At 67.9% G+C, this 16,081-nt stretch carries 15 protein-coding genes and 1 tRNA gene; 6 read left to right on the top strand and 10 right to left on the bottom strand.

Annotated elements, in window-relative coordinates:
- Positions 1-84 precede the first annotated feature (84 nt).
- From RQG82_RS13845 to RQG82_RS13830, 4 genes are read left to right on the top strand one after another with little or no spacing between them, the layout of a single operon-like run.
- The gene (locus RQG82_RS13845) at positions 85-996 is read left to right on the top strand and encodes an ABC transporter ATP-binding protein (protein ID WP_042539792.1); all 912 of its coding nucleotides are present in this window, start codon (positions 85-87) and stop codon (positions 994-996) included.
- Positions 993-1,802, top strand: a complete 810-nt coding sequence (locus RQG82_RS13840; RefSeq protein ID WP_311259635.1) for an ABC transporter permease — start codon at positions 993-995, stop codon at positions 1,800-1,802. The genes RQG82_RS13845 and RQG82_RS13840 overlap by 4 nt, the downstream gene beginning before the upstream one ends.
- 38 nt (positions 1,803-1,840) lie before the next feature.
- Positions 1,841-3,106, top strand: coding sequence for a histidine kinase (locus tag RQG82_RS13835; RefSeq protein WP_311259634.1), 1,266 nt, complete (start codon positions 1,841-1,843; stop codon positions 3,104-3,106).
- Positions 3,103-3,798, top strand: a complete 696-nt coding sequence (locus RQG82_RS13830) for a response regulator transcription factor (RefSeq protein ID WP_311259633.1) — start codon at positions 3,103-3,105, stop codon at positions 3,796-3,798. The genes RQG82_RS13835 and RQG82_RS13830 overlap by 4 nt, the downstream gene beginning before the upstream one ends.
- 28 nt (positions 3,799-3,826) lie before the next feature.
- On the opposite strand, the gene RQG82_RS13825 is transcribed toward RQG82_RS13830, so the two are convergent.
- The 6 genes from RQG82_RS13825 to RQG82_RS13800 all read right to left on the bottom strand — a co-directional run bounded on the left by RQG82_RS13825 (position 3,827) and on the right by RQG82_RS13800 (position 9,564).
- On the bottom strand, positions 3,827-4,780 hold the full coding sequence (locus tag RQG82_RS13825) for an aldo/keto reductase (RefSeq protein ID WP_311259632.1): 954 nt from the start codon (positions 4,778-4,780) through the stop codon (positions 3,827-3,829).
- 80 nt (positions 4,781-4,860) lie between these two features.
- Positions 4,861-6,288: a M23 family metallopeptidase gene (locus RQG82_RS13820; RefSeq protein ID WP_311259631.1), complete on the bottom strand. Its 1,428-nt coding sequence runs from the start codon at positions 6,286-6,288 to the stop codon at positions 4,861-4,863.
- Positions 6,288-6,815 (bottom strand): hypothetical protein, encoded by a 528-nt coding sequence (locus RQG82_RS13815; protein WP_311259630.1) that lies wholly within the window; start codon positions 6,813-6,815, stop codon positions 6,288-6,290. The genes RQG82_RS13820 and RQG82_RS13815 overlap by 1 nt, the downstream gene beginning before the upstream one ends.
- Before the next feature lie 169 nt (positions 6,816-6,984).
- Positions 6,985-7,060: transfer RNA gene (locus RQG82_RS13810), tRNA-Thr, on the bottom strand.
- A 172-nt stretch (positions 7,061-7,232) separates the two neighbouring features.
- Positions 7,233-8,471, bottom strand: coding sequence for an alginate O-acetyltransferase AlgX-related protein (locus tag RQG82_RS13805; protein ID WP_311259629.1), 1,239 nt, complete (start codon positions 8,469-8,471; stop codon positions 7,233-7,235).
- 112 nt (positions 8,472-8,583) lie between these two features.
- Positions 8,584-9,564, bottom strand: coding sequence for a thioredoxin domain-containing protein (locus tag RQG82_RS13800; RefSeq protein ID WP_311259628.1), 981 nt, complete (start codon positions 9,562-9,564; stop codon positions 8,584-8,586).
- A 229-nt stretch (positions 9,565-9,793) separates the two neighbouring features.
- Between RQG82_RS13800 and RQG82_RS13795 the strand changes: the two genes are divergently transcribed.
- Together RQG82_RS13795 and RQG82_RS13790 are read left to right on the top strand one after the other, a co-directional pair.
- Positions 9,794-10,897: a sn-glycerol-3-phosphate ABC transporter ATP-binding protein UgpC gene (locus RQG82_RS13795; protein ID WP_311259627.1), complete on the top strand. Its 1,104-nt coding sequence runs from the start codon at positions 9,794-9,796 to the stop codon at positions 10,895-10,897.
- Between the two features lie 80 nt (positions 10,898-10,977).
- On the top strand, positions 10,978-12,285 hold the full coding sequence (locus RQG82_RS13790; RefSeq protein WP_311259626.1) for a DUF4032 domain-containing protein: 1,308 nt from the start codon (positions 10,978-10,980) through the stop codon (positions 12,283-12,285).
- Between the two features lie 33 nt (positions 12,286-12,318).
- Here the strand turns inward: RQG82_RS13790 and RQG82_RS13785 are convergent, their stop codons facing one another.
- The 4 genes from RQG82_RS13785 to RQG82_RS13770 form a co-directional block, all read right to left on the bottom strand.
- Entirely contained in the window at positions 12,319-12,960 is a 642-nt protein-coding gene (locus RQG82_RS13785) for an NAD(P)H-binding protein (protein WP_311259625.1), read from the bottom strand.
- 10 nt (positions 12,961-12,970) lie between these two features.
- Positions 12,971-13,981: a 23S rRNA (guanosine(2251)-2'-O)-methyltransferase RlmB gene (rlmB, locus tag RQG82_RS13780; protein WP_311259624.1), complete on the bottom strand. Its 1,011-nt coding sequence runs from the start codon at positions 13,979-13,981 to the stop codon at positions 12,971-12,973.
- Positions 13,974-15,377 (bottom strand): cysteine--tRNA ligase, encoded by a 1,404-nt coding sequence (gene cysS, locus RQG82_RS13775; RefSeq protein WP_311259623.1) that lies wholly within the window; start codon positions 15,375-15,377, stop codon positions 13,974-13,976. The genes rlmB and cysS overlap by 8 nt, the downstream gene beginning before the upstream one ends.
- A gap of 74 nt (positions 15,378-15,451) precedes the next feature.
- On the bottom strand, positions 15,452-16,042 hold the full coding sequence (locus tag RQG82_RS13770) for a short chain dehydrogenase (RefSeq protein ID WP_311259622.1): 591 nt from the start codon (positions 16,040-16,042) through the stop codon (positions 15,452-15,454).
- Positions 16,043-16,081: the final 39 nt, after the last annotated feature.

Below are 16,081 nucleotides of genomic sequence, written 5' to 3'. Positions count from 1 at the left end.
CGCCGAGAGGATGACCCCTGACGTTCATGGAACGGTACCCAGGGAGGACGCGGGGGCGAGCCGACCGTCGATAGCGTCGTAGACATGATCACAGCAGAAGGCCTCACGAAGAGATTCGGAGACAAGACAGCCGTCCAGGACGTGTCGTTCACGGTGCAGCCGGGCACGGTCACGGGGTTCCTCGGGCCGAACGGCGCGGGCAAGTCCACCACGATGCGCATGATCGTCGGCCTGGACCGGCCGACCTCGGGCATCGCGACCGTCGGCGGGCGCGAATACCGCAAGCTCCGCGCCCCACTCACCGAGGTGGGAGTGCTGCTCGATGCCAAGGCCGTGCACACGGGCCGCACCGCGCGCAATCACCTGCGTGCGATGGCGGCGACCCACGGCATTCCCGCATCCCGCGTCGACGAGGTCATCGACCTCGCAGGCATCGGTCCCGTGGCCCGCAAGCGTGCGGGCAAGTTCTCGCTCGGCATGGGGCAGCGGCTAGGAATCGCCTCGGCCCTGCTCGGCGATCCGCACACGCTGATCCTCGACGAGCCGGTCAACGGCCTCGACCCCGAGGGCGTGCGCTGGGTGCGCCAGTTCGTCCGTCACGCGGCATCCGAGGGACGCACCGTGCTGCTCTCCAGCCACCTGATGAGTGAGATGGCGCAGACCGCCGATCACGTCATCGTGATGGGCCGGGGCAAGGTGCTCGCCGATGCTCCTCTCGAGGAGCTCGTGCGCGCCTGGACGACCAACACCGTGCGTGTTCGCACGCCGCGAGCCGCCGACCTGGCTGCCGCAGTGGGCGGTCCGTCCGTCGAGATCGTGAGCTCCGCCCCCGATCTGATCGACATCGTCGGCCTCCCCGCATCGCGCATCGGCGATCTCGCCGCAGAGCGCGGCATCCCCCTGCACGAACTCACCCCGACCACCGGATCGCTCGAAGACGCCTACCTCGCCCTCACCGGCGACTCGGTCGAGTACCGGACGAAGGAGATCTCATGACCGTCCAGGCTCCGCCCCTCCGGCGTCAGCACGTCGACACCGATCGTCGGCTCACGTTCGTCCGCGCCGTGCGCGGCGAGTGGATCAAGCTGGCCACGCTCCGTTCGACCTGGTGGTCGATCGGCATCGCGGCGATCCTCACGATCGGCATCGCCGTGCTCATCGCCCAGGCGATCGACATGCCGGGCTTCGAACCCATCCAGGCCGTCGTCATGCCGATTCAGTTCACGATGCTGCTCGCCGGCATCCTCGGCGCGATCTCGGTGACGGGCGAGTACTCGACCGGAATGATCCGTTCGACACTCGCGGCCAACCCGAAGCGCGGATCCGTGCTGGGCGCCAAGGCGGTCGTGGTCGGGCTGTTCATGTTCGTGTCGTCGCTGGTCATCTTCTCCGCAGCGGCCGTAGCGGTCTCCGCCGTCGTCGCCTCGCGCGATCAGGGAATCGACTGGGCCGACCCTTCAGCGTCGATCCTGCCCATCGTGGTCTCGTCGCTCGCGATGGCCGTGTTCGCCCTGATCGGTGTGGCGTTCGGATTCCTCCTGCGCTCGGGTGCCGGAGCGATCGCCGCGACCGTCGGTCTGCTGTTCGTGCTGCCGATCGTCGCGAGCTTCTTCGCGGTCGCCGGCGAGGCATGGGCCTGGGTCATGGACGCCGCGAGCTACCTCCCGGTCGCCGCAGCGCAGAGTGCGATCCTCCCCGAGGGCGCCGCTCTCGAGGGCCCGGTCGCTTACCTGACGCTGGCCGGCTGGGTCGTCGGCGGCATGCTCGCCGCCTGGGCCGTGCTCCGCACTCGGGACGCGTGAGCTCGATGCACCACGATGCAGCCGCGTAGAGTCGGCCAGTGACCCGCACGCGCAGCCGCAGCACCTCAGTCCACGAGGACGAGGGGCTGCGGCTGCCGCGTCCGCCCGGATTCCTCCGGCGCTTCTGGGCGCGTCATCCGGTCGTCGCAGACGTGGTGATCGCCCTCGTGTGTCTGCTGCTCTCGCTGGTTCCGGCCGGCATCATCACCCGCGATCTGCCGATTCCCCTGAGCATCGCGGTCTCGATCCTGGTGCCCGCCACCGTCGTCGCCGTCTGCGCGACTCTGCTCTGGCGCCGCCGCCGGCCGCTGGTGCCGTTCGTGGCCTCGTTCGCCCTCGAAGCGGCGTTCCTGTTCGCGCTGCAGCCCATCGGCTCTCCCGTTCTGCTCGTCACGTGCTACTCCCTCGCGGTGTACCGGTCTTCGCGGGCCGCCTGGACCGGCTTCGGCATCGCGCTCGCATCGCTCACCGCGTTCGCGGGGATCCTCATGCTGAGCGGTGTCATCACCCTTCAGGTCGCCGCCAACGCCGTCGTGATGTCGCTCGTGCTCGGCCTCATCGGCACGCTGATCGGCGTGAACGTGGGCGGACGCAAGCGCTACCTCGCTGCCGTGATCGACCGCTCCCGCCAGCTGCTCGTCGAACGCGATCAGCAGGCGCAGCTGGCCGCGGCGGGCGAGCGCGCCCGCATCGCCCGCGAGATGCATGACATCGTCTCGCACTCGCTCACCGTGATCGTCGCGCTGTCCGAGGGGGCGGCCGCGACACCCGATCCGGTGCAGGCACGATCAGCGGCGTCCTCCGCCGCGGAGACGGCGCGTAGCGCGCTCACCGAGATGCGTGCGATGCTCGGCGTCCTCAGAGCCGACGATTCGCCGCTGCCGCTCGCGCCCCTCGAGCCGACGCCTCCTCAGGAGACGGTCGCTGCGGCACAGCGAGCCGGCTTTCCGGTGTCGCTCTCGGTCACCGGGGCCGCCTCGCTCTCCCCCGCCCTGGCGCACGCGGTCGGGCGCATCGTGCAGGAGGGCGTGACGAACGCGATGAGGCATGCACCGGCAGCGACGTCGATCGAGGTCCGAGTCGTGCACGCCGCAGATGCGGTGACCATCGAGATCGTGAACGACGGCGTCGCCGGCCCTGTCGGCTCATCCGGGTTCGGCCTGCGCGGTCTCGCCGAGCGCGCAGCGCACTCGGGAGGAACCATCACCTCCGAACTCGTCGACGACGGGCGGTGGATGCTGCGCGCCGAGCTCCCCACGACGCCACCCGAACCGACAGACCGCGAACCGAAGGAACGACCATGACCGATCCGATCAGACTGCTCCTCGTCGATGATCAGGCACTCATCCGCGTCGGATTCCGCATGGTGCTCGACGCCGAGGCCGACATGGTCGTTGTCGGCGAAGCCGCGGACGGGCACGACGCGATCTTCCAGGCGGCCGAACTGCGCCCCGACCTCGTACTGATGGATATCCGGATGCCGGGGCTCGACGGGATCGCCGCGACCGAGGCCATCGTCCGCGAGCACCCGCAGACCCGCGTACTGGTGCTGACCACGTTCGATCTCGACGAGTACGCCTTCGGTGCGATCCGCGCCGGGGCGAGCGGATTCCTGCTGAAGGACGCTCAGCGGCACGAGATGATCGCGGCGATCCGCGCGATCCACAGGGGCGATGCCGCGCTCTCACCACGGATCACGCGGATGCTGTTGGAGCATGTGACGCCGACGCTCGGTGCGACGCCCGCACCGCAGACCCCCGGGATCGACGACGTCACGGAGCAGCTCACCGACCGTGAGCGCGACGTCTTCGTCGAGATCGCCCGCGGGCTCACCAACGCAGAGATCGCCCAGGCGTTGTTCGTCAGCGAATCGACCGTCAAGACGCACGTGGGCAGGATCCTCTCGAAGCTCGGATCCCGCGACCGCATCCACCTGGTGATCCTGGCGCATCGACTCGGTCTCGTCGACGACGATGCTCTGCCCTCCGGCCCCTGAGCCGGGGCGGAGGGCAGAGCGAGCACTCTCAGGCCTTCGCCGGGGTCCACTCCGAGACGCGGTTCAGAGCGTCGACCTCGTCAGTGGTCAGCTCGAGGCGCGCGCCGGCGAGGAGATCAGGAACCTGCTCGACCGTGCGGGCACTCGCGATGGGTGCGGCGACCGTCGGCTGAGCGCGCAGCCAGGCGAGCGAGGTCGCAGCGATCGAGGCGCCGTGCGCGTCGCCGATCTCCTCGAGGGTGTCGATGATCCGCAGCCCCGCCTCGGTCGCGTACTTCGCCGCGCCCGAGGCACGCGGGGACGTCTGTCCCTCGACGTCTACGGAGCGGTACTTGCCGGTGAGGAACCCACTCGCCAGCGAGTAGTAGGGCACGAGACTGAGGTCGAACTCCTGGGCCACCGGGATGATCGTCTCCTCGACGTCGTTGCGGTGCACGAGGTTGTAGTGCGGCTGGATGGCGACAGGCAGCGCGACCCCCGCGCGGCGGGAGATCTCGATCCACTCGCGGATGCGCTCGGCCGTGTAGTTCGAGACCGCGACGTGGCGCACGAGGCCGTCCGAGACGAGCTCCCCGAAGGCCGCGACCGTCTCTTCCAGTGGAACGGTCTCGTCGTCGAAGTGCGCGTAGTAGAGGTCGATCGTGTCGACGCCCAGGCGGGCGAGCGAGGCCTCGGCGGCCTTGCGCACGTTCGACGCCGAGAGGCCCTTGAAGTCCGGGTGCTGGCTCACCTTGGTCGCGACGACGACGCCCTCGGGCTTGCGAGACGCGAGCCATTCGCCGATGATCGTCTCGCTCTCCCCACCCGAATTGCCGGGCACCCAGGCGCTGTAGCCGTCTGCGGTGTCGATGAAGTCGCCGCCCCCGTCGACGAACGCGTCGAGCACCGCGAACGACGCATCGCGGTCGGCCGTCCAACCGAACACGTTGCCGCCGAGCGAGAGGGGGAAGACGTCAAGATCACTGTTTCCGATGCGAGTCATACTCGGGACAACCCGCAACCCCCGCACACTATTTCACGTGCGACGTCACATGCGGCGCGTCCCGCCGCAGGCCGGCGTCGTCAGCGCGCAGAACGCCGATAACCCGCTCTGACCGCAGCGCTCTCGGTGCGGAAGCACTCCTCGGGGTGTGTCGTGTTGTAGTGGCGCCCACCCGGGACGTGGTAGATGCCCGCGTATCCCTTGATCGGTGCCCAAACGGGGCAGGTGTTGAGCGCCACCGGGCCGATCCGTCGCACGGCCGGTGTCGGGTAGCCCATCACGCCCCACTCTGAGTGGTTGATCGTCCGGTTCACGGTCGGACCGGCATACCAGACCGTGTCCTCGCCGTTGAACCTGTACACCTGGTCTCCGGGGAATCGTGCCGCGACCGTCGGAGTGGGGAACCCCTCGGCCTCCCACTGCTGGTAGCTGATCGGTGTTCCCTTGCCGTTCGCGAAGTCGGTCAAGAAGGCGAGGCTCCCGTCCCACGAGAGTTTCACGAAGCCCTGCGTGGTGCGCCGCTCGAATGGCTGGAAGCCGGAGGCCCGCCACTCCTCGTAGGTGAGCGCGTGCCTGACGCCGCCTGGATCCTGCACGAACACCTGGTCGGACTTGGCCCACTGGTAGTAGATCGAGTCCTTGATCCATCCGGCGGTTCGTGGTTCGGGGCGCCCCGCGCGGTTCCACTCGTCGAGTGTGACGTGCCGCCAGATCCATCGCGATTGATCCGTGCCGAAGATCGTGACGGCGCTGATCGTGCTGGACCAGGCATACCTGACGTAGTCCGTGGGCGCCGGAGCCGGCTCCGGGAACCCCGCCGCCTGCCACTGCGACCAGTTGAGGGCGATGATCGTCGTCGGTGTCACGGCCCAGACTGTGCCGTCGTACTCGGTGAGGTAGTACTTGACCTGCTCAGCGGGCTGGCCCGTGCTGGTCGCGACGTAGTTCTCGAAGTCCACCGTTCTGGTGAACCCCTGTTGGCTCGGAGTGCCGCCGACCCAGAGGGAGACGTGCACGTGGGGTCCGTAGCCGGCCTCGCTGCCGAATCCCGATGCGCCCGAGTAGGCGATGATCTGCCCGCGTCTGACACGGGTACCGAGTGCGACGGCGCTCGACAGCAGATGCAGGTACCGAAGATAATTCCCGTCGTCTCCCCGGAGTGCGATGTAGCGACCGGTGGCGGTGGACGTCGAATCCTTGCGATCGATGATCACGCCGTCCGTCGCAGCTCGAATGGCCGTTCCGACGCCGACGGCGTAGTCGGTGCCCGGCTCACCGGAAGGCGGTTTGCGGTTCTTGTGCCCCTGCCAGGAACTCGAGATGCGAACATCGCCGCACGGACGCAGGTAGGTTCCTGCAGCGGTCGCGCTGAGCGTCGGAGCGAGCGCGTCTGCTCCGAGAGCGGCCGCTCCGAGCATGGCCCCCGCCGCAAGGAGCATGGTGCGGCGGGAGAGACCGGGCTCAGGTCGACGTGTCGAGGGAGACTCGTCTGCGTCCGCGTCGCACACTACTGATCCCCGCCCTCGTTCTCGCCCCGGATCAATCTCTGGATCTGCTCCTCCGGCATCTCGCTGATCGATCCGGATGCCAGCTCGAGCACGGGCGCAGACGGAGTTCCGCCGATCGTGCACAGAGAACGCCCGTCGATTCCCACCGTCTGAGCGGGAACGATGACAAGCCATTCCGGGGTCACCGTCCGCTGCTCGATCCGAGTGTTCTCGACATCGAATCGCACGTCGCTGCTGAAAGTCGACACAGTGGCGTCGATACAGATCTGGGCCAGCTCGTCGTGGGTGAAAGCTCCGTATCCCGCGTCAGCCGGAGGCGCCGGCTCAGGGACGGGCGCGTCCGTGGTCGCCACCGGCGCAGGGGTCGGAGGAGCTGTCGTCGCTTCGGGGCTCGGACTCGCGGTGGCGCTCGATGTGGGCGCAGGACCGGTCGATCCCGGCAGGCCCGCACACCCCGCGGTGACGGCGGCAATCGTGCCGAGGACTGCGGCAGCCGCGACCAGGCGCGCGATATAACGGGGACTCATACTTCCGAATGTAGTGGTTTATCAGGATCGGAGCACTCTTCCTTGCCGATCCGCGCGCCCGATCCCCCTTCGGAGCTCACAGAGGTTCGGGCGCGGGCGGCCTTTCTCACCGGCATGTGACAGAGGCCCGCATCCCCCAGTTCTTCTGCGGGACGCGGGCCTTCGCGTGTGGTGCCGACTACAGGACTCGAACCTGCAACCCCCGTATTACAAGTACGGTGCGCTACCAATTGCGCCAAGTCGGCAAGCCGCGAATTCACGCGGGCTTCGAGGCGGTGAGCGAGTTCGGTGTGGACCGATCCCGCGCATACCCCGCACATTCAATCGTGCCGAATGTGCATCAACGAGTCTAGAGCGTCCGAGGCTCTGCTTCCGCCGACCGTCGTCGACATGCAGGTGTCAGGGATACGGAGGTCTCTAGGCTTCGGGGATCCTGCCGAGGAATCGCTCCACTGTTTGCCCGACCACGATGTCCGGTCGCAATTCGTCGACGAGCGCCCAGTCGACGTCCGGGGCCCACTGGAAGTGGAACTCTCTGAAAAAGTGCTTCCCCCACCAGGAGAGCGAGCCGGCGAAATCGCCGATGCTGAAGAACGAGTTGCCGAACACGAGAACCTTGAGCGCACTCGGCGCTGTGTCGTTGACCCACCTGAACCGCCGCCCGATCGATCCGTTCTCGGGCGGGAAGTGCTTTTCCACCATCTCGAGGCCGCCACGATACGCGGAGACTTGATCCTCGCTCGGCTCGACGATCCGAGAGTAGATGGGCAGCCCGAAGCGCCCGCTGAGGTCACCGGTGGCGTACCGGACTTCGTCCATGCGAATCGCCTCGATGAGAGGCACCAGCTGCGGGTCGATCCGCGCAGCCAGGGCGGCGAAGACGCTCTGCGCTCCGGCCGCTGACAGATGCGTGTCGGCCATGAGGAACGGATCGTCTTCGCTGGACCACTGGTCGAAGGGTTCCAGACCGCTGACGTAGAAGTCTGTACCGCGGAGCCTGCTCTCGAGTTCCTGGAGCAGACGACTCGGCCCATCGATCTGCAGGAGCGCGTCAGCTCGAAGGGCAGTCAGCTTCTCGGGAAGAACAGTCTGCAGGTACCTGAGCCCACGCGCTTCGCATTGTTCTTGTCGCTGCGCGAACAGGTCGACCCATCGATCGACTCGAGAGAGGACCGCGTCATCGACAGGCGCTTGGTACTGAGAAAGCAGAGAGTTGCTCCCGCCTGTGAGGAAGAGGTGTCCGCGCAACCCGATAATCGCTGATCCATCCGGAGACGGCAATCCGGCCGGCAGAAGCACGGGCGTCATGCTGCCCGTCTTGACCCGGGCTTTCACGGCGTCAAGGTCGGCCGGGGACCACAGGGCGGGGGTCACATCCGCATTGAGTTCCTTGAGGGCGGCCTTCTTGAGGACGGTGAGATCGTGGGCTGTGAAGCGCAGCGCCTTCTCTCTGTCACCGCACTGCGCCTTCACCACAAGCCGACCGGATACGACATCGAGGGCCGTGAATCCTCGAGAACACCGCAGGGAGAAAGTGGCGTCTTGGTCTGTGACCTTCAGCAGGTCCTTGCGCGAGCCGCTCGGACTGGCTTCCCCCACGGGGGCACCGTCGAAGGCTGCGACGACGCGAACATCGCGGTTGTCCTGCGCGTCCACGTCAAAGACCCAGCCACTGATGGTCTGACTGTCGAAGTCAAAACGTTCCGCGTACCCATGCACCCGGCCAACTGTAGCGAATGCCTGTGTGCCGGGTTCGGACGCCGACGAACTACGACGCGGGCGTCTCCGAAGGAGCCGGCTCCGTGGTCTCGGTGGGCGTCGGGCTCGGGCTCGGCGTCGGGGTCTCCGTGGCGTAGTAGGCGTCGCTGGCGACGGTGAGCACGAACTGCGAGAACTCGCTCGGGTCGTCGAGCGCACCCACGTAGGCCTCGCCGTTCACGACGATCATCGGGGCTGCGGTGAGCACGAGATCTTCCGAGCCGACGAGCGGGCCCTCGAGTGCGCGCGAGGTCGCTTCCTTCGCCCAGGTGACGTAGTCCTGATCCTCGATGCACGAGCGGACGCTCTTGACGTTGTCAGACCCGACGGCGCCGGCGATCGCGGCGAGCTCGTCGTCGGAGAAGCCGTCGGTGTTCACCTCGGGCTGGTCGTCGAGCAGATCGTGGTTGAACGCGTAGAACTGCGCGGGCGAGTGCGTCGCGACGCAGGCCGCAGCTGCAGCCGAACGCAGCGAGTACTTGGTGCCGTTCGAGCTCGCGGTGAGCAGCGCGACCGGGTGGTAGGTGACTGTCGCCGCCCCCTCGGAGATCCAGTTGACGAGCTGACGCGCGTTCGCACGCTCGAACTCGCCGGCATCCGGCGACAGGTAGTCGACGTAGATGTGGATGTCGACCGTGCTCGACGTGGTGGGCTCCGGGGTCGGTGTGGCCTCGCCGCCCGCTTCGGTCTCCTCCGGGCTCGGGGCTGCGGCCGTGTCGTCCGACATCGCGGACGCGCTGATGTCCGAGACGAGGATGCCGTCGTCGTTCATGCCGCCTGGGTTCAGCTGAGGCTTCGACACCTGCGCCGATACGGCGAGGGTGATGGCGGTGCCGATGGCGCCCACGGCGACGATGGCGATCGCGCCGAGGATGATCCGTCGCATCACGCGCGCCCTCGACTGCTGGGCGTGCACCTTCTGGGCCTTCTCCCGCACAGCCTCACGCGTATTGCGAGTGCTGGGGACGTTCGGCGTCTCGTCGCTCGACATCGTTCCTCTAGACAGTCTCAGGGGGGCAGGGTGGCCCCGGACGCCACTCGGGCGGCGAACGCCGCGAAAGGCGGCCGAGATCGATGTTAACCAGCCAGGCTGAGAAATACCCAGATGGACGGGCTTCTGCCATACTGATTCCGACCCGATGAGGGGTCACGGTGGATCACTCCGCCGCTCTATCACTACGGATCGTCCGGCACGTACCTGCCGGTGAAGGAGAAACACAATGGCATCTGTGACTTTCGACGAGGCCACCCGCCTCTACCCCGGCGGAACCCGCCCGGCTGTCGACAAGCTCAACCTCGAGGTCGCCGACGGCGAATTCCTCGTTCTCGTCGGCCCGTCCGGCTGCGGAAAGTCCACCTCGCTTCGCATGCTCGCCGGCCTCGAAGAGGTCAACGCCGGGCGCATCCTGATCGGTGACCGCGACGTCACCGACGTGCCGCCGAAGGACCGCGACATCGCGATGGTGTTCCAGAACTACGCGCTGTACCCGCACATGACGGTCGCCGAGAACATGGGCTTCGCGCTCAAGATCGCCGGCATCGGCAAGGAAGAGCGCGCGACCCGCGTTCTCGAGGCTGCGAAGCTGCTCGACCTCGAGGAGTACCTGACCCGCAAGCCGAAGGCCCTCTCGGGTGGTCAGCGTCAGCGTGTCGCCATGGGCCGCGCGATCGTCCGTCAGCCCCAGGTCTTCCTCATGGACGAGCCGCTGTCGAACCTCGACGCCAAGCTCCGCGTGCAGACCCGTACGCAGATCGCGTCGCTGCAGCGTCGTCTCGGCGTCACCACGGTCTACGTCACGCACGACCAGACCGAGGCGCTCACCATGGGCGACCGCATCGCCGTGCTCAAGGACGGCCTGCTCCAGCAGGTCGGAACGCCGCGCGACCTGTACGAGAAGCCCGAGAACGTGTTCGTCGCCGGCTTCATCGGCTCGCCTGCCATGAACCTGTTCAGCGCAGACCTGGCTGAGGGCGGCGTGCGCTTCGGCACCGAGGTCGTGCCGCTCGACCGCGACACGGTCGGCCGCGCCAACGGCTCGCAGGTCACCGTGGGAGTGCGTCCCGAGGACATCACCGTCGGCCCCGCCGACGGCAAGGGCCTCTCGGTCGTCGTCGACCTCGTCGAGGAACTCGGCGCCGACGGCTACCTCTACGGTCACACCGAGATCAACGGCAAGCGCGCCGACCTGGTCGCTCGTGTCGACGGTCGCAGCCACCCCAACGCGGGTGAGACCGTCACCCTCGCGGCGAACGCAGGCCACGTGCACGCGTTCGACATCGAGTCGGGTGTGCGCCTGAACGACAAGCCGATCGTCTCCGCCTGATCGGATCCACTGACGCGGCGCGGGCTGACTTCGGTCACCCGCGCCGCTTCTTCTTTTTCCACCCCACCGACGGGAGAGACATGCAGGATGCGCTGCGGATCACCGCGAGCTCGATCGATCCGGGGCTGCTCGCGCTGCCCTGGTCGACACCGCTCGCCAAGTGGCCGTCCGAGCTGATTGTGTCGCTCCCCAAGGGGCTCTCGCGGCATCTGGTGCGGTTCGCCGATCTGTCGGGCAAGGTCGTCGCCGTCAAGGAGACCACCGACGAGATGGCCAAGCGCGAGTACGAGATGCTCGGCAATCTCGCCAGGCTCGATGTGCCCTGCGTCGACCGCGTCGCCGTGATCGCCGGACGCTCGGACGCCACAGGCGAGCCGCTCGCTGCCGCACTCGTCACGTCGCACCTGCGGTTCTCCATGCCCTACCGCGCCCTCTTCACCCGGGTGCTGCGCCCAGACACCGCGAATCGACTGGTCGACGCCCTCGCAGTGCTCCTGGTGCGTCTGCACAATGTCGGCTTCTACTGGGGCGATGTCTCTCTCTCGAACACGCTCTTCCGTCGAGACGCCGGTGCCTTCGCGGCCTACCTGGTCGACGCCGAGACCGGCGAACTGCACGAGGAGGGGCTGACCGACGGGCAGCGCGCCTACGATCTCGACCTCGCCCGCACCAACATCGCCGGGGAGATCATGGACCTCGCCGCCGGCGGTCGGCTCGAGCACGGAGTCGACGCGGTGGCGATCGCCGACGGCCTCGTCTCGTCGTATCACTCGCTGTGGGCTGAGCTCACTGCGCAGGAGTCGTTCTCGGCGGCCGAGACCTGGCGCATCACCGAGCGCGTCGAGCGCCTGAACGCCCTCGGGTTCGACATCGACGAGATGTCGATGTCGACGACCTCCGACGGCACGGTCGTCGAGATCCAGCCCAAGGTCGTGGACGCAGGGCACCACCAGCGTCGCCTGATCCGTCTGACCGGCCTCGACGTCGAAGAGAACCAGGCCAGACGGCTGCTCAACGACCTCGACGAGTTCCGCGCGCGCTCGACCAAGCAGTGGGCCGACGAGGAGATGTACGCGCATGAGTGGCTGACCCGCGTGTTCGAGCCCGTCGTGCGTGCGATCCCCTGGGAGCTGCGCGCGAAGCTCGAGCCCGCCGAGGTGTTCCACCAGGTACTCGAGCACCGGTGGTACCTGTCACAGGCCCAGGGGCGTTCTGTTCCGCTCGCCGAGGTGCTGACGAGCTACATCAACGAGGTGCTGCGGCACCGCCGTGACGAGGCGACCATCATGGGCCCGCCCACCGAGACGATGAGCCTGCCCGTCGTCACCGGCACGAATCCGGTCGCCGATGATGACGACGACGAGGTCGATTGGCGCGACCTCGTCTGACTTCTCCTTCGCTCAGCGAGAGGAGACGGCGCCTCAGTAGCCGACGGTGAAGCGCTCGCGGTGGTGGTTGCCCTGCTCGATCTCGTCGACGACCGCGACCGCGAAGTCGCCACCCGAGATGAACGACTTGCCGTCGGCGTCGCGAACGATGACGTCGCCGCCATCGCGGTAGTGACCGGTGCGCTCCCCCTCGGCCCAGGGTCCGAAGACCTCGGCGGGGTGGATGAAGAACCAGTCGAGCGAGTCGTCGGTCTGCTCGAGCAGCGCGAGCGAGTCGATGCCGACCTGCGCCTCGTGCTTGTACTCCTCGGGGAACCCCTGGTCGAAGAGTCGCGGCCCTCCGGGAGCGACGAGGCTTCCGCCCGCACCGCCGACCACACCGATGCGCGTCTCGGTGCCGCTCAGCTTCGCGACGAGGCCACGGAGGGCGTCGAGCACCGAGTTCTCCATGTCGCCACGAGGAGACAGCGACGACACGACGGCGTCGGCACCGTCGAACACGTCGCCGAGGCTCGCGAGGTCGAGGACGGATCCCTGAACGTTCTGCGCACCCTCGACAGGGTTCGACGGCACCGAGCGAGAGACCGAGACGACCTCATGCCCGCGGCTCACCGCCTCCGCGACGATGTGGCGACCGGCATAGCCGGTTCCTCCGAGGACGACGATGCGAGCCATGGCTTCTCCCCTACTTCTTCGCGTTGCGAGTGGTCGACACCTGGTACAACGCGACCGAGGTCGCGATACCGGCGTTGAGCGACTCGGTCACAGCCGAGATCGGGATCGACACGATCTGGTCGCAGGTCTCGGCGACCAGACGAGACAGCCCCTTGCCCTCGGAGCCGGTGACGATCACGACGGGGCGGTCGGCCAGCTGCAGCTCGGGCAGCAGCACGTCGCCGTCGCCGTCGAGGCCGAGCACGAACACGCCCTGCTTCTTGAATTCCTTGAGCTGCGTGGTGAGGTTCGTCGCGAGCGCGACGGGCACGCGCGCTGCTGCGCCGGCGCTGGTCTTCCAAGCCGCGGAGTTCACGCCGGCCGAGCGGCGCTGCGGCAGGATGATGCCGTGGCCGCCGAAGGCACCGGTCGAGCGGATGATCGCGCCGAGGTTGCGCGGGTCGGTGATGCCGTCGAGAGCCACGAACAGCGGCACCTCGCCCTTGGCGATGACAGCCTCGAGCAGATCCTGCGGGTGGGCGTACTCGTACGGCGGCACCTTGACGGCGACGCCCTGGTGCACGCCGTCGTAGCCGGCCATGCGGTCGAGCTCCTGACGCGTGACCTCGAGCACCGGGATGCCACGGTTGGTGGCGAGCGACAGCATCTCTTTCACGCGGTCGTCCATCTCGACGCGCTGCGCGATGTAGAACGCCGACGCGGGGATCTTCGCGCGCAGGGCCTCGAGCACCGAGTTGCGGCCGGTGACGACCTCGACCTCGGTGGTGTTGTCCTTGGCTCGTGCCGAGCGGTTCGGGTTGCCGCCGGCGGTCTGACGCTGCTGCCCCGGCTTTCCCTTTCCGCCGGACGCCGCATAGCGCTCGGCCGCAGCCTTGCGCTTGCCCGCGGGGTGCCAGGCGCGGTCTTCGGCCTTCGGGGTCGGTCCGCGGCCCTCGAGCGACTTGCGCCCCATTCCGCCGGTGCCCTTGGTGGGGCCCTTCTTGTTTCCCTTGTTTGCGCCGGGGCGCTGTGGCTTAGCCATCGATACTCCAATGAGTTCCGGCCGGAGAATCCTCCAGCGTGATTCCTGCGGCGGCGATCGCATCACGGATGCGATCGGCCGCCGCCCAGTCCTTGTCAGCGCGCGCCTGCGCACGCTGGGTGATCATCGTCTGCATGAGCGCGTCGAGAGCGGATGCCTGCGCGTCGCCACCCGACGCCATACCGACGCGGTCGAGCCCGAGCACGTCGAGCATCGCGAGAACCTCGTGTCGCGCCGAGGCCGCGCTGTCGTCGTCGCCCGCGTCGAGCGCCGCGTTCCCTGCGCGCACGGTGTCGTGCACGACCCCGAGCGCCTGCGGGATGCCGAGGTCGTCATCCATTGCGGTCGCGAAAGCCTCGGGCAGCTCGGTCGCCTCCGCCCAGCCGAACGTCCGGGGAAGCACGCGTTCCGCACGCTCGACGAACGTGCGGATACGGCCGAGTGCCGCCTCCGCCTCGGTCCACGAGGACTCAGAGAGGTCGAGACTCGAGCGGTAGTGCGCTGCAGCGAGCGCGTAGCGCACGACCTGCGGATCGCGCTCGGCGAGCACATCGCGCGCGAGCGTGAAGTTGCCGAGGGACTTCGACATCTTCTGCCCGCCCACCGTCACAAGACCGTTGTGCACCCAGTACCGCGCGAAGCCGTCTCCTGCAGCGGTCGACTGGGCGAGCTCGTTCTCGTGATGCGGAAAGCGCAGGTCGAGTCCGCCGCCGTGGATGTCGAACTCGGGGCCGAGGTAGCGCTTCGACATCGCCGAGCACTCGATGTGCCAGCCGGGGCGTCCGGCGCCCCAGGGCGACTGCCACGTGGCATCCGCCTGCTCATCGGGCTTCGCGCCCTTCCAGAGCGCGAAGTCCTGCGGGTTGCGCTTGCCCCGGGGGTCGGCGTCCTCCGCCGCCTCCATGGCATCGATCGACTGATTCGTCAGCGAGCCGTACTCCGACCACGAGCGCACGTCGAAGTAGACGTCGCCCGAGCCGTCGGGCGCGGGGTATGCGTGGCCGCGCTCGATGAGCGTGGCGATGAGCTCCTGCATCTGCGGGACGGATGCGGTCGCGCGAGGCTCGTACGTCGGCGAGAGGATGCCGATTCCGGCATACGCTGCCGTGAACTCCTGCTCCATGCGGTAGGCAAGCGCCCACCACGGCTCAGCGTCGGTCGCGTTCGCGAGCACCTTGTCGTCGATGTCCGTGACGTTGCGCACGAAGGTGACCCGGCCGTACCGATGCGTCAGCCAGCGGCGCAGCAGATCGAAGCTCAGAGCTGCGCGGACGTGCCCGATGTGGGGGCCGGACTGCACGGTGGGTCCGCAGACATACATCGTGACGTTCTCGGGGTCGAGAGGCACGAAGTCGCGCAGCTGCTGTGCGCGGGTGTCGTAGAGGCGGAGAGTCACCGCACAAGCTTACCGGGCCGCCGATCGCGTTGACTGGGTGTGACCCCGGGCCCTTCGCACCGCGTCGCCGACCCTCAGTCGACCGGGAACACCTGCCCGGTCTGCACCCCGAGCACGCTCTTCGCGTACGCCTGGCCGACGCGGTGCGACGACACGGGCACGAAGCCGGGGAACGACGAGTGATACGAGGGCGAGTCCTCGAGCACCGACGGACTCACGGCGTTGATGCGGATGCCGCGGGGCAGCTCGGCCGCTGCCGCGAGCACGAAGGATTCGACGGCACCGTTCGCGAACGATGCAGCGGCGCCGGCCGCGATGGGCTCCCGCGCGAGGATGCCGGAGGTCAGGGTGATCGAACCGCCGTCGCGCACGAAGGACGTGCCGATGCGCACGACATCGAGCTGCGACAGCACCTTGCCGCGGAAAGCGGATTCGTAGTCGCCGCGGCTCAGCACGCCGAGCGGCCGGAACGGCACCTCCCCCACCGCGACGACGACGGCATCGACCTGGCCTACCGACGCGAACAGCCGCTCGATCGACGCCGGGTCCGTGACGTCGACGGAGGGCTCGCTGCTGCGCGATGCGGCGATGATCTCGTGACCGTCCAGCGCGTGCACGGCGGTTCGTCCTACCTGACCGCCGGCTCCGATGACGAGAATCCTCATGACGCCTCCTTCTCCGCGTGCGATCACCGCACGACGATG

The organism is Microbacterium sp. WCS2018Hpa-9 (assembly GCF_031843745.1).
Lineage (GTDB): Bacteria > Actinomycetota > Actinomycetes > Actinomycetales > Microbacteriaceae > Microbacterium.
Note: the sequence above shows the minus strand (reverse complement) of the source record. Positions and strands in the feature narration are given on the sequence as shown.

What these genes read in the sequence shown, in the direction of transcription:
- RQG82_RS13845 (WP_042539792.1), top strand. Translation starts at nt 85, where the DNA reads ATGATCACAGCAGAAGGCCTCACGAAGAGATTCGGAGACAAGACAGCC.
- RQG82_RS13840 (WP_311259635.1), top strand. Translation starts at nt 993, where the DNA reads ATGACCGTCCAGGCTCCGCCCCTCCGGCGTCAGCACGTCGACACCGAT.
- RQG82_RS13830 (WP_311259633.1), top strand. Translation starts at nt 3,103, where the DNA reads ATGACCGATCCGATCAGACTGCTCCTCGTCGATGATCAGGCACTCATC.
- RQG82_RS13825 (WP_311259632.1), bottom strand. Translation starts at nt 4,780, where the DNA reads ATGACTCGCATCGGAAACAGTGATCTTGACGTCTTCCCCCTCTCGCTC.
- RQG82_RS13815 (WP_311259630.1), bottom strand. Translation starts at nt 6,815, where the DNA reads ATGAGTCCCCGTTATATCGCGCGCCTGGTCGCGGCTGCCGCAGTCCTC.
- RQG82_RS13800 (WP_311259628.1), bottom strand. Translation starts at nt 9,564, where the DNA reads ATGTCGAGCGACGAGACGCCGAACGTCCCCAGCACTCGCAATACGCGT.
- RQG82_RS13795 (WP_311259627.1), top strand. Translation starts at nt 9,794, where the DNA reads ATGGCATCTGTGACTTTCGACGAGGCCACCCGCCTCTACCCCGGCGGA.
- RQG82_RS13790 (WP_311259626.1), top strand. Translation starts at nt 10,978, where the DNA reads ATGCAGGATGCGCTGCGGATCACCGCGAGCTCGATCGATCCGGGGCTG.
- RQG82_RS13785 (WP_311259625.1), bottom strand. Translation starts at nt 12,960, where the DNA reads ATGGCTCGCATCGTCGTCCTCGGAGGAACCGGCTATGCCGGTCGCCAC.
- rlmB (WP_311259624.1), bottom strand. Translation starts at nt 13,981, where the DNA reads ATGGCTAAGCCACAGCGCCCCGGCGCAAACAAGGGAAACAAGAAGGGC.
- RQG82_RS13770 (WP_311259622.1), bottom strand. Translation starts at nt 16,042, where the DNA reads ATGAGGATTCTCGTCATCGGAGCCGGCGGTCAGGTAGGACGAACCGCC.